Origin of the sequence: Streptomyces sp. NBC_00080, from assembly GCF_045041255.1 — a bacterium.
In the GTDB taxonomy this organism is placed as follows: domain Bacteria; phylum Actinomycetota; class Actinomycetes; order Streptomycetales; family Streptomycetaceae; genus Streptomyces; species Streptomyces coriariae.
In genome coordinates this window covers 6,117,800-6,134,613 of sequence record NZ_CP108235.1, presented here as the reverse complement: position 1 = coordinate 6,134,613, position 16,814 = coordinate 6,117,800, and the positions used below count along the sequence as shown (strand labels likewise).

Sequence of the window (16,814 nt, the reverse complement as noted above, 5' to 3'; positions counted from 1 at the left end):
GAATTCAGGCGCAGCCAAGGGGGGGCGAACATGAGTTCTCGTCGTGCGACGACCGTCGCCGGATCGCTGGTCGTGGCATCTTTCTCGGCGGTGTTGATCCTTTCCTTCCCTGCCGGGGCGGACGATCAGGGGCCGGGAAGCGGCAAGGGGGGAAAGCCCGTCGACGAGGCGCCCACGGGCGTGAAGACGACGACGACACTGCCGGAGCGGATCTCGGTCGACAACAGTTCCGGGAAAACGGCGATCACCGCCACCGTGAAGAACGAGGGGACCAAGGACAGCGGACAGATAAAGCTTTTGGTCGTCGGTTTCGACGGCCTCGCAGTCAAAAGCGTTCAGGGCTGTGACGCCATCGCGGAGAAAGATCTTCCGGAGGGATCCAACAGCGGTTTCTCCTGCCCCATCGACAATCTCGCGGCCGGGGCGTCGAAGTCGTACGCCGTCGACGCGACCTTCGACCTGAGCAAGACCGGGAAGATCTGTCTGCCCGTCCAGACCGCCGACGGGAAGAAGACGTTCTGGCAGCAGGGCCCGGTGCCGTTCGGTACGACGAACCCGTCGCCGAACGCGCCCGCCACTCCGCTGCTCCTCGGCACCGACAACACGCCGGTGGGTCCCGGCGGCGACGAACTGCCCAAGACCGGTGTCGGGCAAAACGTGTTGCCGCTCGGCGCGGCCGGAGGCGCACTGCTCGCGGCGGGCGCGGCCGGACTGTGGTGGTCCCAGCGGCGGCCGGAGCGGCGGGAGAGCTGACCGGGCCCCACGCGAAAGGGGTTCGCCGGGCCGGGTCGCGTGACGCGACCCGGCCCGGCGAACCCCTTTGTCATCGCCCGAGGGCGGTTACTCCTTGACGAGCTTCCAGGCCGTCGGGAGCAGGCCCATCGCCAGGGCCGCCTTGACGGCGTCGCCGATCAGGAACGGCGTGAGGCCGGCCGCGATCGCGGCGGAGGCGCTCATGTCGGCGGCGTAGGCCAGGTACGGGACGCCGACGAGGTAGATGATCGCCTCGCCCAGCAGCATCGTGCCCGCCATGCGCAGCACGGAGCGGTCGGCGCCCCGGCGGGCCAGGGCGCCCACGGCGGCGGTCGCGAGGATCATCCCGAGGATGTAGCCGAAGGAGACGGAGACACCGGAGCTGCCGTTCGCGAACCACGGCACACCGGCGAGACCGGCCACCGCGTAGACGGCGAGGGAGGAGACACCTCGGCGGACGCCGAGGGTGGTGCCGACGAGCAGCGCCGCGAAGGTCTGGCCGGTCACCGGGACCGGGGAGCCGGGGACCGGGACCGCGATCTGGGCCGCGAGGCCGGTGAGCGCGGCACCGCCGAGCACGAGCGCGATGTCCCGGACACGGGAAGCGGGGAGGAGGTCGGCGAGGACCTTTCCGGGACGAGCGGGGGTGACGGCGGCGGTGCTCATGGGGACTCCGCGAGATCGGGACGGACGGGACACGGCGACGCTATCCCAGGGCGATCGGGGCGATCACCGTCCGCGGTCGACAAACGGTCGAACCCGAGGTTGGTGGGCTCCTGACAAAGGGTGGGGGTTACACGCGGTACGGGGTGACCCTGGTCACTGAGGTGGAGTGGTCCGGGATACGCGGGTGCCCCGGGCGGTCTCTGTAGGGTTTCGCCAACCGAACGGCGGGCCGTCTCGCCCGTCGGTCGCCATCTGGGCAGGGCCGAGCCCCTTTGCTAGCTTCGAGCCATGGTTGCCCAGGCCCAGGCCCTGAACTTCTCGTCGCGTCGCCACGTCGACCTGCGACGCGTGGGCGCGGCCGCCTGTCGCCCTCCGGTGTGAGGCGGGCGGAGCCGATCATCCGGCGCGCCGCGCTCCACAGACGGCGCAGTGTCGGACCGGCTCCCGACTTCCGAGGAAGTTCCCCATGCCCCGTACCGCGGCTCCTCCCGCCCCGCCCTCTCCCGTCACCCGGGTCGCCGACAGCGACCGGCGGCGTACCAGCGCCAGCGTGATCCTGCGGTCCGTGCTGGAGCACGGGCCGGTCGCGCGCTCCACCATCGCCCGGCTCACCGGGCTGTCCCCCGCTTCCGTCACCGACCACTGTGCCCGGCTCACCGGGCTCGGGCTGCTCCGGGAGGCGGCGGTGCCCCGGCGCAGCAACGGGGTGGGCAGGCCGCACGTTCCCGTGGATCTGGACGACTCGCGGTTCGTGGTGGGCGGGGTGCATGTGGCGGTGCCTTACACGACCGTGTCGCTGCTGGATCTGCGCGGCCGGGTGGTGGCACGGCGGGAGTTGAAGCATCGGGGCCGGCTCGAACCGTCCGGGGTGCTGGCGCGCGCCGCCGACGGGCTCGGCGCGCTGCTGGGTGAGGCCCCCGGCTGCCGGGCCCTCGGCGTGGGGGTCGCCGTGGGCGGCTGGGTGGACCGCGATTCGGGGACCGTCGTCGAGCATCCACTGCTGGGGTGGCGGGACGCGCCGGTGCGGGAGGCGGTCGGCGCGCACACCGGGCTGCCGGTCCAGGTGGACGGCCACGCCCGCGCGTTGGTCAACGCGGAGCGGCTGTTCGGGCAGGCACGCGGCAACCTGAGCGTGCTGCATCTGTTCGTCGGGAACGTGGTCGACGCGGCGTTCGCCACGCACGACGAGGTGCACCACGGGCCGCGTTCGCAGGCGGGCGCCATCGCGCATCTGCCGTTGGCCGGCGGCACGGAGCCCTGCGCATGCGGCCGGGCCGGCTGCCTCCAAGTGGAGCTCAGCGAGCGGACGTTGTGCCGACGGGCCCGGCAGGCCGGGGTGATCGACGGGGTGAACCCGATGCACGTGGTCGCCGCGGCGGACGCCGGGAACCCGGTGGCCGTACGGCTGTTGCGGGAGCGGGCGCGGATGGTGGGCCGGGCCGCCGGGCTGCTGCTGGACGTACTCAATCCGGAGCGGGTCGTCGTCACCGAGGTGGGCGTGCTGTTCCGGGATGACTGCCTCGCCGCGCTGCGGGACGAGGTCGGGGCGGGGCGCTCCGCCGCCGTCTCGCCGAGCAGCTTCCGCGACTCCGTGCTGGCCGTGGCGGGCGGGGCGGTGGCCCTGGACGTGCTCTACCGGGATCCGCTGGCCTCGTCCCGGCCGCGTCCCGCGGGCGTCCCACCTGAGCCGAGTTAATTCAGAAACTCCGAATGTTGACAGGCCCCACACGTGGACAGGAACATCTTTCTCATGAGCTGTCGCACCTTCTGTTGCTGACGCCCCGGCGCGCCGGGAGCGCGCCCTTCTCCTGCCTTTAGCCGCAGGCTTCGTTTCGGTCTTGTTGCAGATTCCTTGCAGATTCCTTGCGGATTCCTTGCGGATTCCTTGCGGATCTTCCGAGGGTCTTCCGCGGGCCTCCTGCGGACTTCTTGCGAATTCCTCTCGATTCCCGCAGGCCCTTGCGGCCTCTGCCACACCCGCTTTCCTCCGCCGGCTTCCGCCTGCCTTGTCTCCGTTTTCCCCTGGGGGTTCTCCCGTGCCTGTTTCCCGTACGCCCGGTGTCGACCGGCGTCTCTTCCTCGCCTCGCTGCTGGGCGCCGCCGCCGGTGTCGCCGGGCTCAGCGGCTGCGCCGAGAGCAGTGCCGCCACCGGTGGCGAGGGCGCCGCCACGGCCCCGCTCGCCGACAAGGTGCCCGCCGGCACGAGCCTGAAGATCGCCTCCTACCAGGGCGCGCAGCAGTTGCAGCTGAAGCTGGCGAAGCTGCCCGAAATGCCCTTCACGGTGTCGAACTGGCTGAACATCGGGGCCGGCCCCGACGTCATCAACGCCTTCCGCGCGAAGTCCCTGGACGTCGCCAACAACGCGGGCATTCCGCCGATCCAGGCGCATTACCAGGGCTTCGACGCGAAAATCGTCGCGATCAACATCACCCGCAAGCCGAACTACGTCTTCGCCACCAAGCCGGGCAGCGACATCAAGGCCGTCGACGACTTCCGCGGAAAGAAGCTGGCGTTCTCGCAGGGGCAGGCGCAGGGCGTCGTCCTGCTGCGGGCGCTGAAGAAGGCCGGCCTGAAGTACGACGACGTGAAGCTGGTCCCGCTGACCAGCAACCAGTTCCTCACCGCCCTTCAGTCGGGCCAGGTGGACATCGCCCCGCTCGGCAACACCCAGTCGCCCGCCTACCTCAAGCAGTACGAGTCCAAGGGCGCCCGGATCATCACCACCGACGTCGTCGACCTGCTCAGCCTGCTGTGGGCGCCGGCGTCCGTGCTGAACGACAAGGCGAAGGCCGCCGCCGTCGCCGCGTACATCCCGCGGTGGGCGCAGGGCCTGGTGTGGAGCTACGAGAACCCGGACGCCTGGAACGAGGAGTTCTACGTCAAGACGCAGAACCTGACCCTCGACCAGGCCCAGTCGATCACCGCGCTCGCCAACAAGCCGCTTTTCCCGCCGAGTTGGGACGAGGCCATCAAGTGGGAGCAGGAGACCGCGGACCTCCTCGCGGAGGGCGGCTTCGTGAAGAAGTTCGACGTCTCCTCGCTGTTCGACCACCGCTTCGAGGGCATCGCCGCCAAGTCCGTGGCAGCCGAGTACCGGAGTTGACCGCCATGACCACCAGTGCAAGCACGAGCACGACCACCGGCACGACCGCGACCACGGTCCCCGCCGTCGCCGTCACCGCCGACGACGGTCCTCGGGTCCGCCGCCGACAACGACGCCGTGGACTGGCTCCCGGCAAACCGTGGCCGGCCTCCCGGCTCGTCGGACCCCTGCTGCTCATCGTCCTGTGGGCCGCCGCCTCGGCCGCCGGGCAGCTGGACACCGGGGCGATCCCCGCGCCCTGGACGGTGCTGCGGACCGGCGTGAACCTGTGGACCGACGGGACGCTGACCACCGACGTCCTCACCTCGCTGGAGCGCGCCGCCTACGGCTTCGCGATCGGCCTGACCACCGGGGTGACGCTCGCGCTGGCCTCGGGGCTGACCCGGTCCGGGGAGGCCCTGATCGACGGGACCGTGCAGCTCAACCGGGCGATCCCGACCCTCGGTCTGATCCCGCTGTTCATCCTCTGGCTGGGCATCGGCGAGACCTTCAAGATCGCGATCATCGCCATCGTCGTCTACATCCCGATCTACCTCAACACGCATGCCGCGCTGTCCGGCATCGACCACCGGTTCGTCGAACTCGCCGAGGTGCAGGGCCTGTCGAAGGTCCAGTTCATCCGGCAGATCGTGATCCCCGGCGCCCTGCCCGGATTCTTCGTGGGACTCCGGCTCGGGGTGACCGGCTCCTGGCTGGGACTGGTGGTCCTGGAGCAGATCAACGCCACCAGCGGCCTCGGTTACATGATGTTCCAGGCCCAGAACTACGGCCAGTCGGACGTCATCCTCGTCGGCCTCCTCATCTACGGCGTCTTCGGTCTCCTTTCCGACACCGCGGTCCGTCTCATCGAACGGAGGGTGCTGTCGTGGCGCCGCACACTGAGCAGCTGACCCGCTCCGCCGCCGTCCAACTGCGCTGCCTGACACGGTCGTTCGAGGACCGCACGGTTCTCGACGGCATCGACCTGGACATCCCCGCCGGCCAGTTCGTGGCCCTCCTCGGGCACAGCGGGTCCGGCAAGAGCACCCTGCTGCGGGCGGTCGCCCACCTCGACCACGAGGTCGTCGGCAGCGGGCAGCTCACGGCCCCGGAGCGGGTGTCGGTGGTCTTCCAGGACTCCCGGCTGCTGCCCTGGCGGCGGGTGCTGGACAACGTACTCCTGGGTCTCGACGGCAAGGAGGCCGAGCAGAAGGGTCGCGAGGCCCTCGCCGAGGTGGGGCTGAAGGGCCGCGAGCGGGCCTGGCCCAACGAGCTGTCCGGCGGTGAGGCGCAGCGGGCCGCACTGGCCCGCTCACTGGTCCGCGAACCCGAACTCCTCCTCGCGGACGAGCCGTTCGGGGCGCTGGACGCTCTCACCCGGATCAAGATGCACACCCTGCTGCGCGAGCTGTGGGAGCGCCACCGGCCTTCCGTGCTGCTCGTCACCCACGACGTGGACGAGGCGATCGTGCTCGCCGACCGGGTTCTCGTCCTCGACCACGGCCGTATCGGCCTCGACCTGACCATCGACCGCCCGCACCCGCGCTCGTACCGGGACCCGCTGCTCGGCGAGTACCGCGAACGGCTGCTCGCCGCCCTGGGCGTCACGGAGGACCACAAGTGACCACGGCTCACCCCGGACGACAGCTCCACCTCAACGCTTTCCTGATGAACACCGGCCACCACGAGGCGTCCTGGCGGCTCCCGGAGAGCGACCCGTACGCCCACGTGGAGCTGGACCACTACGTCCACCTGGCCCGGATCGCCGAACGCGGCACCTTCGACTCCCTGTTCCTCGCCGACGGCCCGCAGCTCTGGGGCACCATCGCCCAGCGCCCGGCCGGCGCCCTGGAACCGCTCACGCTGCTGACCGCGCTGGCCACGGCCACCCGGCACATCGGCCTCATCGCCACCGCCTCCACCTCCTACAACTCCCCCTACAACCTGGCCCGTAAGTTCGCCTCGCTCGACATCATCAGCGGTGGCCGGGCGGGCTGGAACATCGTCACCACCGCCGGCGCCGAGGCCGCCCGCAACTTCGGTCTGGACGCCGAGCCCGCGCACGCCGAGCGCTACGCCCGGGCCGGCGAGTTCCTCGACGTGGCCCTGAAGCTCTGGGACAGCTGGGAGGACGACGCGGTCGTCGCCGACAAGGCGGCCGGCGTCTGGGGCGACGACGCGAAGGTCCACCCGCCCCGGCACCGGGGGACGTACTTCAGTGTCGAGGGCGCCCTCAACGTCCCGCGTTCCCCGCAGGGATACCCGCTGCTGGTGCAGGCCGGGTCGAGCGAGGACGGCAAGGCGTTCGCCGCCCGGTACGCGGAGGCGGTGTTCACCGCGCAGCAGACGCTCGCCGACGCGCAGGCCTTCTACGCCGACCTCAAGTCCCGTACCCGGCAGGCCGGCCGGGATCCCGAGCACATCAAGGTGCTGCCCGGGATCGTCCCGGTGATCGGATCGACGGAGGCCGAGGCGCGGGCAAACGAGCAGGTCCTGGAGGACCACATCGTGCACACGCACGGGGTCCAGCGGCTGGAGCAGCTGCTCCAGCTGGAGCCCGGCGCCCTGGAGCTGGACGCCGAGCTGCCCGCCGACCTGCCGCCGGAGAGCGCGATCGAGGGCGCCAAGAGCCGCTACACCCTCGTGGTGGAGCTGGCCCGGCGCGAGCGCCTCACCGTGCGGCAGCTGATCGGGCGGCTCGGTGGCGGGCGCGGGCACCTCACCTTCGCGGGCACGCCGGAGCAGGTCGCCGACGCGATCGAGAGCTGGTTCACCCAGGGCGCCGCCGACGGGTTCAACATCATGCCCGCGGTGCTGCCCTCGGGTCTGGACGCCTTCGTCGACCACGTCGTGCCGATCCTGCGCGCCCGTGGCCTGCTGCGGACGGAGTACGACGGCCGCCCCCGCAAGACCCTGCGCGAGAGGTACGGCCTGCCGCGCCCCGCCAACCAGTACGTGAACGCTCCCGCACCCGTCCTCGTCCGACCCTCGTCCGAAAGGAACCTCCCATGAGCATCGAGATCCACAAGGTCACCGCGCACATCGGCGCCCAGGTGTCCGGCGTCGACATCGCGAAGCCCCTCGACGAGGAGACCTCCACCGCGCTGCGCGAGGCGCTCAACGTCCACAAGGCCCTGGTCTTCGACGACGTGAACCTGGACGACGCGGGCCAGCAGGCCTTCGTCCGCCACTTCGGCGACCTCACCACCGCCCACCCGACCGTGCCTGCCGTCGACGGCTCCCCGAACGTGCTGCCGGTCGACAGTGAGCGCGGCCGCGCCGCCAACCACTGGCACACGGACGTCACCTTCGTCCTCAACCCGCCGCAGGCCAGCACCCTGCGCAGCCTGGTCCTCCCGCCGTACGGCGGCGAGACGCTGATCACCAGCTCGGCGGCGGCCTACCGTCAGCTGCCGGAGCCGCTCAGGCAGCTGGCCGACACCCTGTGGGCCGAGCACACCAACGACTACGACTACGCGGTGCCGGAGGAGACGGTCGACGAGGCGCAGGCCGCCGCGCGCGCCCAGTTCACCTCGATCAAGTACCGCACGGTCCACCCGGTGGTCCGCGTGCACCCGCTGACCGGGGAGCGCGGCCTGTTCATCGGGGGGTTCGCGCAGCGCATCGTGGGGCTGTCGCCGGGCGAGTCCCGCAAGATCCTCGACCTGCTCCAGTCGTACGTCACCCGGCCGGAGAACATCCTGCGCCACCGCTGGTCGGAGAACCAGCTGGTCCTGTTCGACAACCGCATCACCCAGCACTACGCGGTCGACAACTACGACGGCCGGCCCCGCCGGCTGCACCGGGTGACGGTCGCGGGTGACATCCCGGTCGGCATCGACGGCAAGGAGAGCTACTCGATCGAGGGCGACGCGGCGCACTACACGTCCGTAGCCGCCTAGACACACCGCGTATCCGGTCCGTCCGGATGCTGGGCAGCCCCTCCGCCGGTGCGGAGGGGCTGCCCAGACTGTGGGCGTTTTTGCCCATCTCACGCATTGGACGAGCCGCGCCCATGCCCAGCAGCACCACCGTCGGGACTCCACCGGAGCCGGACGTCACCCTGTCCCACGGCCTCAAACAGCGCCATCTGTCGATGATCGCCCTCGGGGGCGTCATCGGTGCCGGTCTCTTCGTCGGCTCGGGCGCGGGTATCGCCGCCGCCGGTCCGTCGATCGTCCTCGCCTACGCCCTCTCCGGCCTGCTCGTGATGCTGGTGATGCGGATGCTGGGCGAGATGTCGGCCGCGTATCCCTCGTCGGGCTCGTTCTCCGCGCACGCCGAGCGGGCCTTCGGCCCCTGGGCGGGCTTCACCGTGGGGTGGGCCTTCTGGGTCCTGCTGTGCACGGCCGTCGGCCTGGAGGGCATCGGCGCCGCGAAGATCGTCACCGGCTGGCTGCCGGGCACCCCCGAGTGGGCCTGGGTCGCCCTGTTCATGGTGGTGTTCTGCGGGACGAACCTGGCCGCCGTGAAGAACTTCGGCGAGTTCGAGTTCTGGTTCGCGGCCTTGAAGGTCGGCGCGATCACCCTGTTCCTGGTGCTGGGCGTGCTGGCCGTCGCCGGCGTCCTGCCGGGCACGGACTCCCCGGGGGCCTCCCATCTGGGCGAACTCTTCCCGCACGGCAGTCAGGGCCTGGTCGTCGGCCTGCTCGCGTCCGTCTTCGCGTACGGCGGCCTGGAGACGGTCACCATCGCCGCCGCCGAGTCGGAGGACCCGGTCCGGGGCGTGGCGAGCGCGGTCCGTACGGCGATGTGGCGCATCGCGCTGTTCTACGTCGGCTCCATGGCGGTCATCGTCACGCTCGTCCCCTGGGACGCGAAGGCGGTCGTCGAGCAGGGCCCCTACGTCGCCGCGCTCGACCGTCTCGGCATCCCGGGGGCCGGCCAGGTCATGAACGTGGTGGTGCTGGCCGCGCTGCTCAGCGCCATGAACGCCAACGTCTACGGCTCCTCGCGCATCGCGTACTCGCTGGTGGAGCGGGGCCACGGCCCGAAGGCGCTGGGCCGGGTGTCGAGCGGCGCACCCCGGGTCGCGGTGCTCGTCTCCTGTGTCTTCGGCTTCGGCTGCGTGCTGCTCAGCTACTGGCGTCCGGACGACGTGTTCCCCTGGCTGCTGAACATGATCGGCGCGGTGATCCTGGTCGTCTGGATCTTCATCGCGTGTTCCCAGCTGCGGCTGCGCGGCCGTCTGGAGCGGGAGGCGCCCGAGCGGCTTGCCGTCCGGATGTGGGCGTTCCCGGTGCTCACCTGGGTCGCCCTGGCGGGGATGGCGGCGATCTTCGTCCTGATGGCGCGGGAGCCGGGCACCCGGGTGCAGCTGTACTGGTCGGGCGGGATGACGGCGTTCCTGGCGGCCGTCGGGTACGCATGGCAGCGGCGGCGACGGCGGGAGCACGGGCGGGCCACGGACTGACCTGCCCGCCCCTCACCCGCTCCCCCCTCCCCCACCGGCCCTCACGCGAAAGACGCGTGGGGGCCTTTCCGTTGCCGCCAGGCCCGGCGGGCTTGCCCTGAACCCCCTTCTTGTTGCTAGCCTGCACTTGCAAGTTACTTGCAATAAGAGGTTTGAGGGGACCCCGCCATGCCCGTCTACACGCTGCCCGAACTGCCCTACGACTACTCCGCGCTCGCCCCCGTGATCAGCCCGGAGATCATCGAGCTGCACCACGACAAGCACCACGCAGCCTATGTGAAGGGCGCCAACGACACGCTGGAGCAGCTGGCGGAGGCCCGGGACAAGGAGCAGTGGGCGGCGCTGAACGGCCTGGAGAAGAACCTGGCCTTTCACCTCTCCGGCCACATCCTGCACAGCATCTACTGGTCCAACATGACCGGCGACGGCGGCGGTGAGCCCCTCGCGGCGGACGGCGTCGGCGACCTCGCGGACGCGATCACCGAGTCCTTCGGCTCGTTCGCCGGCTTCAAGGCCCAGCTGACCAAGGCGTCCGCGACGACGCAGGGTTCCGGCTGGGGCGTCCTCGCCTACGAGCCGCTCAGCGGCCGGCTGATCGTCGAGCAGGTCTACGACCACCAGGGCAACGTCGGCCAGGGTTCCGTGCCGGTCCTCGTCTTCGACGCCTGGGAGCACGCCTTCTACCTCCAGTACAAGAACCAGAAGGTCGACTTCATCGAGGCCATGTGGGCCGTCGTGAACTGGCAGGACGTGGCCCGGCGATACGAGGCCGCGAAGTCCCGCACGGACGTCCTGCTGCTCGCCCCCTGAGGCAGCGTGAAGCGTCCTGCCTCGTGATCGTCTTCTCACCCTTCACGGCGGCAGGCGGAGTGCAGGAGCGGCCCCGCGAGGACATGACTCGCGGGGCCGCTCCCGTACGCCCTGGCCGGGGGCTTCCCAAGGACCGCGTCGGGGGGCGACAGTGGCCCGCATGGGTCTTCCGAAGAGGCGTTGCCCCAACTGCGGGGACACCGAACAGCACTTCCGGCACCTGCGCGGCGCCGAGCGGGCCTTCGCCCTGACACAGACGCAGGTGCCGGCGCACCGGGCGGATCTCGACAAGTACCGGCGCTGCACCCGCGAAGGCTGTGTGCGGGTGCAGTCCTACTTCAACTGGCGGTCCGGCTTCGACCTTCCGGAGGAGTTCCGGACGTCTCCGCAGCCGACCACCTAGGGGAGATCCCCCGGCCCCGTCGGGGGATCTCCCCAGACTCCGGGTCCACCGATCGGTGGACGGGAAGTTCAACCGAGCACCTCTGTCCGCCAACTGCCCAGGCCGGACAGGCTTTTGGGCATGAACTCACTCACTGTGCGCATGGCGCGTTCCAGCGCGCGGCACCCCTGGCGGGCGATCGTCGGCTGGCTGGTCTTCGTGGCGCTCTGCCTGGCGGTGGGCAGTGCCGTCGGGATGAACAGCGCGAGGACGGCCGACTACCGGGTCGGCGAGGCCGGCCGGGCCGAGGCCATGGCGGCCGAGGGGCGGCTGGAACGCAGATCCGCCGAGCAGGTGCTGATCTCCGCGCGGTCGGGCACCCTCGGCACCGAGGCGGCCCGCGCCGCCGTCCGGGACCTCACCGCCCGGATGGAGCGGCGGCCCGAGGTCGCCGAGGTGGCCGCGCCGGTCCGCTCCGCCGACGGCCGGATCCTCATGGTCGAGGTGACGCTGCGGGGCGAGGAGCGGGACGCCAAGGACAAGGTCGACGCGCTCACCGCGCAGACCACGGCCGTCCAGCGGGCCCACCCGGAGCTGCTGCTCCAGGAGACCGGCAGCCCCTCCATCAGCAAGGGCGTCGACGAACAGCGCGGTGACGACCTCGCGCTCTCCGAGAAGATCACCCTGCCGGTCACGCTGCTGACCCTGCTGGCCGTGTTCGGCTCGCTCACCATGGCCGCCGTACCGCTGCTGCTCGCACTGTCGTCGATCGCGGCGGCCGTCGGGCTGTCGATGGTGGCCTCGCACGTCTCCCCGGACACCGGGGTCGGCACGAACGTCATCCTGATGATCGGCCTCGCCGTCGGCGTCGACTACACGCTCTTCCATCTGAAGCGGGAGCGCGAGGAGCGGGCCCGCTCCGGGGGGCTGCTGAGCTCGCAGGCCCTGGTCGAGCTGGCGGCCGCCACCTCGGGCCGGGCCGTGATGGTCTCCGGGCTCGCGGTCGTCGCCTCCACCACCACGCTGTACCTGGCCTCGGACGTCATCTTCTCCTCGCTCGCCACGGGCACCGTGGTGGTCGTCCTGGTCGCGATGGCCAGCTCCCTGACGGCACTCCCCGCGCTGCTGACGGTGCTGGGGAAGCGGGCGGAGCGCAGGGCCGCGCGCCGGGCGGAGCGGGGCAGGCCCGTCCGCCGCCTCCGCGGCGGAAGCGGCGGAAGCGGCGGAAGCGACGGAAGCGACGGAAGCGGTGAGAGGGGTGAGAGCGGCGGCCGGGTCTGGACCGCGCTGCTGCGTCCCGCCGCCCGGCACCCCCTCGCCACCCTCGGTGTCTCCGTCCTCGCCCTGCTCGCGCTCGTCGTCCCGCTGGCGGGCCTGCACATCACGGAGATGAGCCGGGACACCCACTCCCGGGAGATCCCCGCCATGCGGGTGTACGACCGGCTCAACGAGGCGTTCCCGCAGCACCGGGTCACCCACCAGGTGGTCGTGCGCGCCGACGCCGCACGGGCCGCCGAGGTCGCCGAGGCCCTGGACGCAGTGACCCGGCTCGCGGACGCCGACCCCCTGTTCACCGGCACGCCCCGGCTCCGCACCTCCGCGGACCACCGTGTCAGCACCCTCGAACTGCGCGTGCCGTACCTCGGCGACTCCGACCAGGCCTACGACTCGCTCGACCACCTGCGTCACGACTACCTGCCCGCCACCGTCGGCCGGATCGCCGGCGCCGAGTACGGCGTCAGCGGGGACGTGGCCCGGTACACCGACTATCCGGCACACCAGAACGGCAAACTGCCCCTCGTCCTCGGGGCGTTGCTGCTGGTGACCTTCCTGATGACGCTGTACGCGTTCCGCTCCGTCGTCCTCGGGCTGATCGGCGTGGTGCTGAACCTGCTGTCGGCGGCGGCCGCGCTCGGGCTGCTGGTCCTCGTCTTCCAGCACACCTGGGCCGAGGGGCTGCTGGACTTCCGCTCCACCGGGTCGATCGGGTCGCGGGTCCCGCTGTTCCTGTTCGTGATCCTCTTCGGACTCTCCATGGACTACCAGGTGTTCGTCGTCAGCCGGATCCGGGAGGCCGTGCTCGCGGGCGCCCCGACCCGGCAGGCGGTGCTCGACGGGGTCCGCCGGTCGGCGAGCGTGGTGACCAGCGCGGCGGTCGTGATGACGACGGTGTTCGTGAGCTTCGTCTTCCTGCACATCATCGAGATGAAGCAGATCGGGTTCGTGCTCGCGGCGGCCGTCCTGCTGGACGCCTTCGTCGTACGCATTCTGATCCTGCCGTCGGCGATGCTGCTGCTGGGCGAGCGGAGCTGGTGGCCGGCGCGGCCGGACCGGGGGACGGCGGAGCCGCGGGCCCAAGCGCCCACCGGGCGCCCGGTGGCCGACGTACGTTGATCGGTATGACCGCTCTCGCCGGGCCCTCCGCCGACGCCTTCTGGGCCACCTCCCTGCGCCGCTGGAACGCGGTGTGCTGGGTGCTGTTCGCGGCGATGGCCGTCGGGATCGCCGCCCTGGGCCGGCCCGGTGGGGGCATGTACGAGGCGCTCGCGCTGCTGGGCAGCGTGGTGCTGTGCTACGCGATCCTCGACCGCTTCCCGGACAATCCCGTGGTACGGCCGCACGGCTATCTCACGGTGCTGGTGCTCGCGCTCGGCGGGCTGGCGTATCTGCGCACCAGCTACGCGGCGCTGTTCATGGTGACGCTGCCCCACTACTGGATGTTCGGGCGGACCCCGAGGATCTCGATGGGGTTCCTGGGGCTCGCCACCGCCTCGACGCTGCTGGGCAGCTGGCTCCTGCAGGGCTGGTCGGCGGAGTTCCTCGGCGAGACGGCCGTGTCCACCCTCATCGTCGTCGCGGTGGGGGTGCTGATCGGGCTGTGGGCGCACTCGGTGGTCGCGCAGAGCACCGAACGGGCGCTGCTCATCGAGGAGTTGGAGCGGACGCAGGCGCAGCTCTCCGCGGCGCACCAGCGGCAGGGCGCGGCGGACGAACGGGAGCGGCTGGCGCGCGAGATCCACGACACCCTCGCGCAGGGCTTCGCGTCGATCGTGGTGCTGGCGGAGGCGGCCCGGGCCGGAATGGCGGCCGATCCGGGGCGCAGCGCCCAGCAGCTGCGGTCGATCGCGTCGACGGCCCGCGAGAACCTCGCGGAGGCACGGGAGTTGGTGGGCCCGGACGGGCAGGCGGGGGCCGCGGTGGCGGGCTCCGCGGCGCCGGCGCTACGGCGGGTCCTGGACCGTTTCGTCGAGGACACCGGGCTCAGCGTGGACGCCGACCTGGCGGACCTCGACTGCGACCAGCGGACCCGGATCGCGCTGCTGCGCTGCACCCAGGAGTCCCTGGCCAATGTGCGCAAGCACGCCCGCGCCTCCACGGTCGGGGTGGTGCTGGCCCGGCGCCCCTACGGGGTGGAGCTGGAGATCACCGACGACGGCGCCGGGTTCGTGGTGGAGGAGTCGAGGGGCTTCGGACTGGACGGGATGCGCAAGCGGGTGGCGGAACTGGGCGGACGGCTGACGGTGACCAGCTCGGTCGGGGACGGGACGCGGATCCTGGCGTCGATCCCGCTGGCCCAGGGCACGGAGGGAGCGGCATGAGCGAGGTGACGGCGCTGCGGGTCGTCGTGGTCGACGACCACACCGTGATGCGGGCCGGGGTGGTGGCCCTGCTGGCCGGTGAGGACGGCATCGAGATCGTCGGCGAGGCGGGCGACGGCCGTGCCGCCCTCGACCTCGTCGAGCGGCACGACCCCGACGTGGCCCTGGTCGATCTGCGGATGCCGGTGCTCGACGGGGTCACCACGACGACCGAGATCGTCGCCCGCCATCCGCGCACCCGGGTACTGATCCTGACGACGTACGACACGGACGCGGACATCGAGCGCGGGGTGGAGGCCGGCGCCATCGGCTATCTGCTGAAGGACACCACGCGCGAGCAGCTCGTCGACGCGATCCGGGCGGCGGCACGCGGGGAGACGGTGCTCGCGCCCCGGGTGGCCCAGAAGCTGGTGGCCCGGCTGCGGCGCCCGGTCCAGGAGGCGCTGACCGCCCGGGAGACGGACGTCCTCGGCGCGGTCGCCGACGGGCTGACCAACGCCGAGATCGGCCGGCGTCTCGTGATCTCGGAGGCCACCGTCAAGACCCATCTGCTGCGCCTGTTCGCCAAGCTCGACGTGAACGACCGGACCCGGGCGGTGGTGGTGGCCATGGAGCGGGGGCTGTTGCGCCCGCCGTGACTCAGGGCTTGCGGCCCACACCGCCGTGCTGGCCGATCGGCAGCGGGGGCGTTCCGTCCGGGCGCCACATCGGGACGGACACCACGCCCGGTGGCACCATGTCGAGCCCCTCGAAGTAGCCCTCGATCTGCTCGACCGGGCGCAGGAAGTACGGGACGGCCCCCGTCTCGTTGTAGGCGTCCTGGGCCCGCTCGTAGGCGGGATCGGTGCCACGGGAGCCGTCGTTGACGCAGAGGTGGCTGCCGGAGGGCAGGCCGGACAGCAGGGCGCCGACGAGGTCGCGGGCACGGTCGTAGTTCTCGACGTGGCCGAGGATGCCGCTGAGGATCAGGGCGGTGGGGCGGGTCAGGTCGAGTGTGCGGGCCGCGGCTTCCAGGATGCGCGCGGGCTCGTAGAGGTTCAGGTCCTCGTAGGCGGTGAAGCCCTCGGGGGTGGAGGTGAGCAGCGCGCGGGCGTGGGCGAGGACCAGGGGGTCGTTGTCGACGTAGACGATCCGCGACTCGGGCGCGAGGCGCTGGGCGACCTCGTGGGTGTTGTCGACGGTGGGAAGCCCGGTGCCGACGTCGAGGAACTGGCGGATGCCCGCCTCCTCGACCAGGTAACCGATGCTGCGGCCGAGGAACGCCCGGCTGCTGCGGGCGATGGTGACGATGCCGGGAAAGACGGCGGTGTAGGCGTCGCCGGCCTCCTCGTCCACCGGGTAGTTGTCCTTGCCGCCCAGCCAGTAGTTCCAGATCCGGGCCGAGTGCGGTACCGAGGTGTCGATCTCCGTCATGGGGTCCATGGTGCCCCGCGAGAATGCTCGCGGGGCACCACTGCCGTCACAGGTTGCTGAAGTCCGGGCCCTTGGTCCGGGTGCGCTTGATCTCGTAGAAGCCGGGGACCGAGGCGACGGCGAGGGTGCCGTCCCAGAGGCGGGCGGCTTCCTCGCCCTTCGGCGCGGGGGTGACCACGGGACCGAAGAAGGCGATCTGCTCACCGTCGGGGCCGGGGACGGCGATGACGGGGGTGCCGACGTCCTGGCCGACCTTCTCGATGCCCTCCTTGTGGGAGGCGCGCAGCTGGGCGTCGAACTCGAAGTCCGACTGCTCGGCGTACTCGATCAGGGACGCGGGCAGACCGACGTCCTTGAGCGCGCCGGCGATGGCCTCCACGGTCGGGCCCTCGCCGTTGTTGTGGATGCGCGTGCCGAGCGCGGTGTAGAGGGGGCCGAGGACGTCGGCGCCGTGCAGCTGCCAGGCGGCGGTGACCACGCGCACCGGCTGCCAGGCCTTGACCGCGAGCATCTCGCGGTACTCCTCGGGCAGCTCGTCGAGCTTGTTCTCGTTGAGGACGGCGAGGCTCATCACGTGCCAGCGGACCTCGATGTCACGGACCTTCTCCACTTCCAGCACCCACCGGGAGGTCATCCAGGCCCACGGGCAGAGCGGGTCGAACCAGAAGTCGACGGGGGTCTTCTCCGACATGTCT

The 16,814-nt window shown here is 71.3% G+C and carries 16 protein-coding genes; 13 read left to right on the top strand and 3 right to left on the bottom strand.

Translation table 11 applies throughout. The features are described from left to right. The first annotated feature begins 30 nt into the window (after positions 1-30). Complete coding sequence (locus OHU34_RS27440; RefSeq protein ID WP_405768783.1) at positions 31-753, top strand: LPXTG cell wall anchor domain-containing protein; 723 nt, start codon at positions 31-33, stop codon at positions 751-753. Positions 754-840: 87 nt separating this feature from the next. On the opposite strand, the gene OHU34_RS27435 is transcribed toward OHU34_RS27440, so the two are convergent. Next, positions 841-1,419, bottom strand: a complete 579-nt coding sequence (locus tag OHU34_RS27435) for a biotin transporter BioY (protein WP_142264321.1) — start codon at positions 1,417-1,419, stop codon at positions 841-843. A 466-nt stretch (positions 1,420-1,885) separates the two neighbouring features. Here OHU34_RS27435 and OHU34_RS27430 point away from each other — a divergent pair, with 466 nt between their 5' ends. From OHU34_RS27430 to OHU34_RS27375, 12 genes are all read left to right on the top strand, one after another. After that, complete coding sequence (locus tag OHU34_RS27430; RefSeq protein ID WP_405768780.1) at positions 1,886-3,115, top strand: ROK family protein; 1,230 nt, start codon at positions 1,886-1,888, stop codon at positions 3,113-3,115. A gap of 340 nt (positions 3,116-3,455) precedes the next feature. Next, positions 3,456-4,523 (top strand): ABC transporter substrate-binding protein, encoded by a 1,068-nt coding sequence (locus OHU34_RS27425; protein WP_230195729.1) that lies wholly within the window; start codon positions 3,456-3,458, stop codon positions 4,521-4,523. 5 nt (positions 4,524-4,528) lie between these two features. Next, a complete protein-coding gene (locus OHU34_RS27420) occupies positions 4,529-5,413 on the top strand; it encodes an ABC transporter permease (RefSeq protein ID WP_142264324.1) in 885 nt (294 codons plus the stop codon). After that, entirely contained in the window at positions 5,389-6,126 is a 738-nt protein-coding gene (locus tag OHU34_RS27415; protein WP_405768776.1) for an ABC transporter ATP-binding protein, read from the top strand. Before OHU34_RS27420 ends, OHU34_RS27415 begins: the two co-directional genes overlap by 25 nt. After that, entirely contained in the window at positions 6,123-7,514 is a 1,392-nt protein-coding gene (locus tag OHU34_RS27410) for an LLM class flavin-dependent oxidoreductase (RefSeq protein ID WP_268267492.1), read from the top strand. Before OHU34_RS27415 ends, OHU34_RS27410 begins: the two co-directional genes overlap by 4 nt. Next, entirely contained in the window at positions 7,511-8,404 is an 894-nt protein-coding gene (locus OHU34_RS27405; RefSeq protein ID WP_142264326.1) for a TauD/TfdA family dioxygenase, read from the top strand. Before OHU34_RS27410 ends, OHU34_RS27405 begins: the two co-directional genes overlap by 4 nt. 113 nt (positions 8,405-8,517) lie before the next feature. Beyond that, positions 8,518-9,915 (top strand): amino acid permease, encoded by a 1,398-nt coding sequence (locus OHU34_RS27400; RefSeq protein ID WP_142264327.1) that lies wholly within the window; start codon positions 8,518-8,520, stop codon positions 9,913-9,915. Between the two features lie 168 nt (positions 9,916-10,083). Next, complete coding sequence (locus tag OHU34_RS27395; RefSeq protein WP_405768773.1) at positions 10,084-10,725, top strand: superoxide dismutase; 642 nt, start codon at positions 10,084-10,086, stop codon at positions 10,723-10,725. A gap of 160 nt (positions 10,726-10,885) precedes the next feature. Further along, the gene (locus OHU34_RS27390) at positions 10,886-11,128 is read left to right on the top strand and encodes a hypothetical protein (protein WP_142264329.1); all 243 of its coding nucleotides are present in this window, start codon (positions 10,886-10,888) and stop codon (positions 11,126-11,128) included. Positions 11,129-11,248: 120 nt separating this feature from the next. Further along, positions 11,249-13,501: an MMPL family transporter gene (locus OHU34_RS27385; protein WP_405768770.1), complete on the top strand. Its 2,253-nt coding sequence runs from the start codon at positions 11,249-11,251 to the stop codon at positions 13,499-13,501. Positions 13,502-13,506: 5 nt separating this feature from the next. Beyond that, the gene (locus tag OHU34_RS27380; RefSeq protein ID WP_405768767.1) at positions 13,507-14,706 is read left to right on the top strand and encodes a sensor histidine kinase; all 1,200 of its coding nucleotides are present in this window, start codon (positions 13,507-13,509) and stop codon (positions 14,704-14,706) included. After that, the gene (locus tag OHU34_RS27375) at positions 14,703-15,344 is read left to right on the top strand and encodes a response regulator transcription factor (protein WP_020127852.1); all 642 of its coding nucleotides are present in this window, start codon (positions 14,703-14,705) and stop codon (positions 15,342-15,344) included. The genes OHU34_RS27380 and OHU34_RS27375 overlap by 4 nt, the downstream gene beginning before the upstream one ends. A gap of 1 nt (position 15,345) precedes the next feature. On the opposite strand, the gene OHU34_RS27370 is transcribed toward OHU34_RS27375, so the two are convergent. Together OHU34_RS27370 and OHU34_RS27365 are read right to left on the bottom strand one after the other, a co-directional pair. Further along, positions 15,346-16,119, bottom strand: a complete 774-nt coding sequence (locus tag OHU34_RS27370; protein ID WP_142264331.1) for an SAM-dependent methyltransferase — start codon at positions 16,117-16,119, stop codon at positions 15,346-15,348. Between the two features lie 46 nt (positions 16,120-16,165). Beyond that, positions 16,166-16,810: a DsbA family protein gene (locus OHU34_RS27365; protein ID WP_020127854.1), complete on the bottom strand. Its 645-nt coding sequence runs from the start codon at positions 16,808-16,810 to the stop codon at positions 16,166-16,168. Positions 16,811-16,814 lie beyond the last annotated feature (4 nt).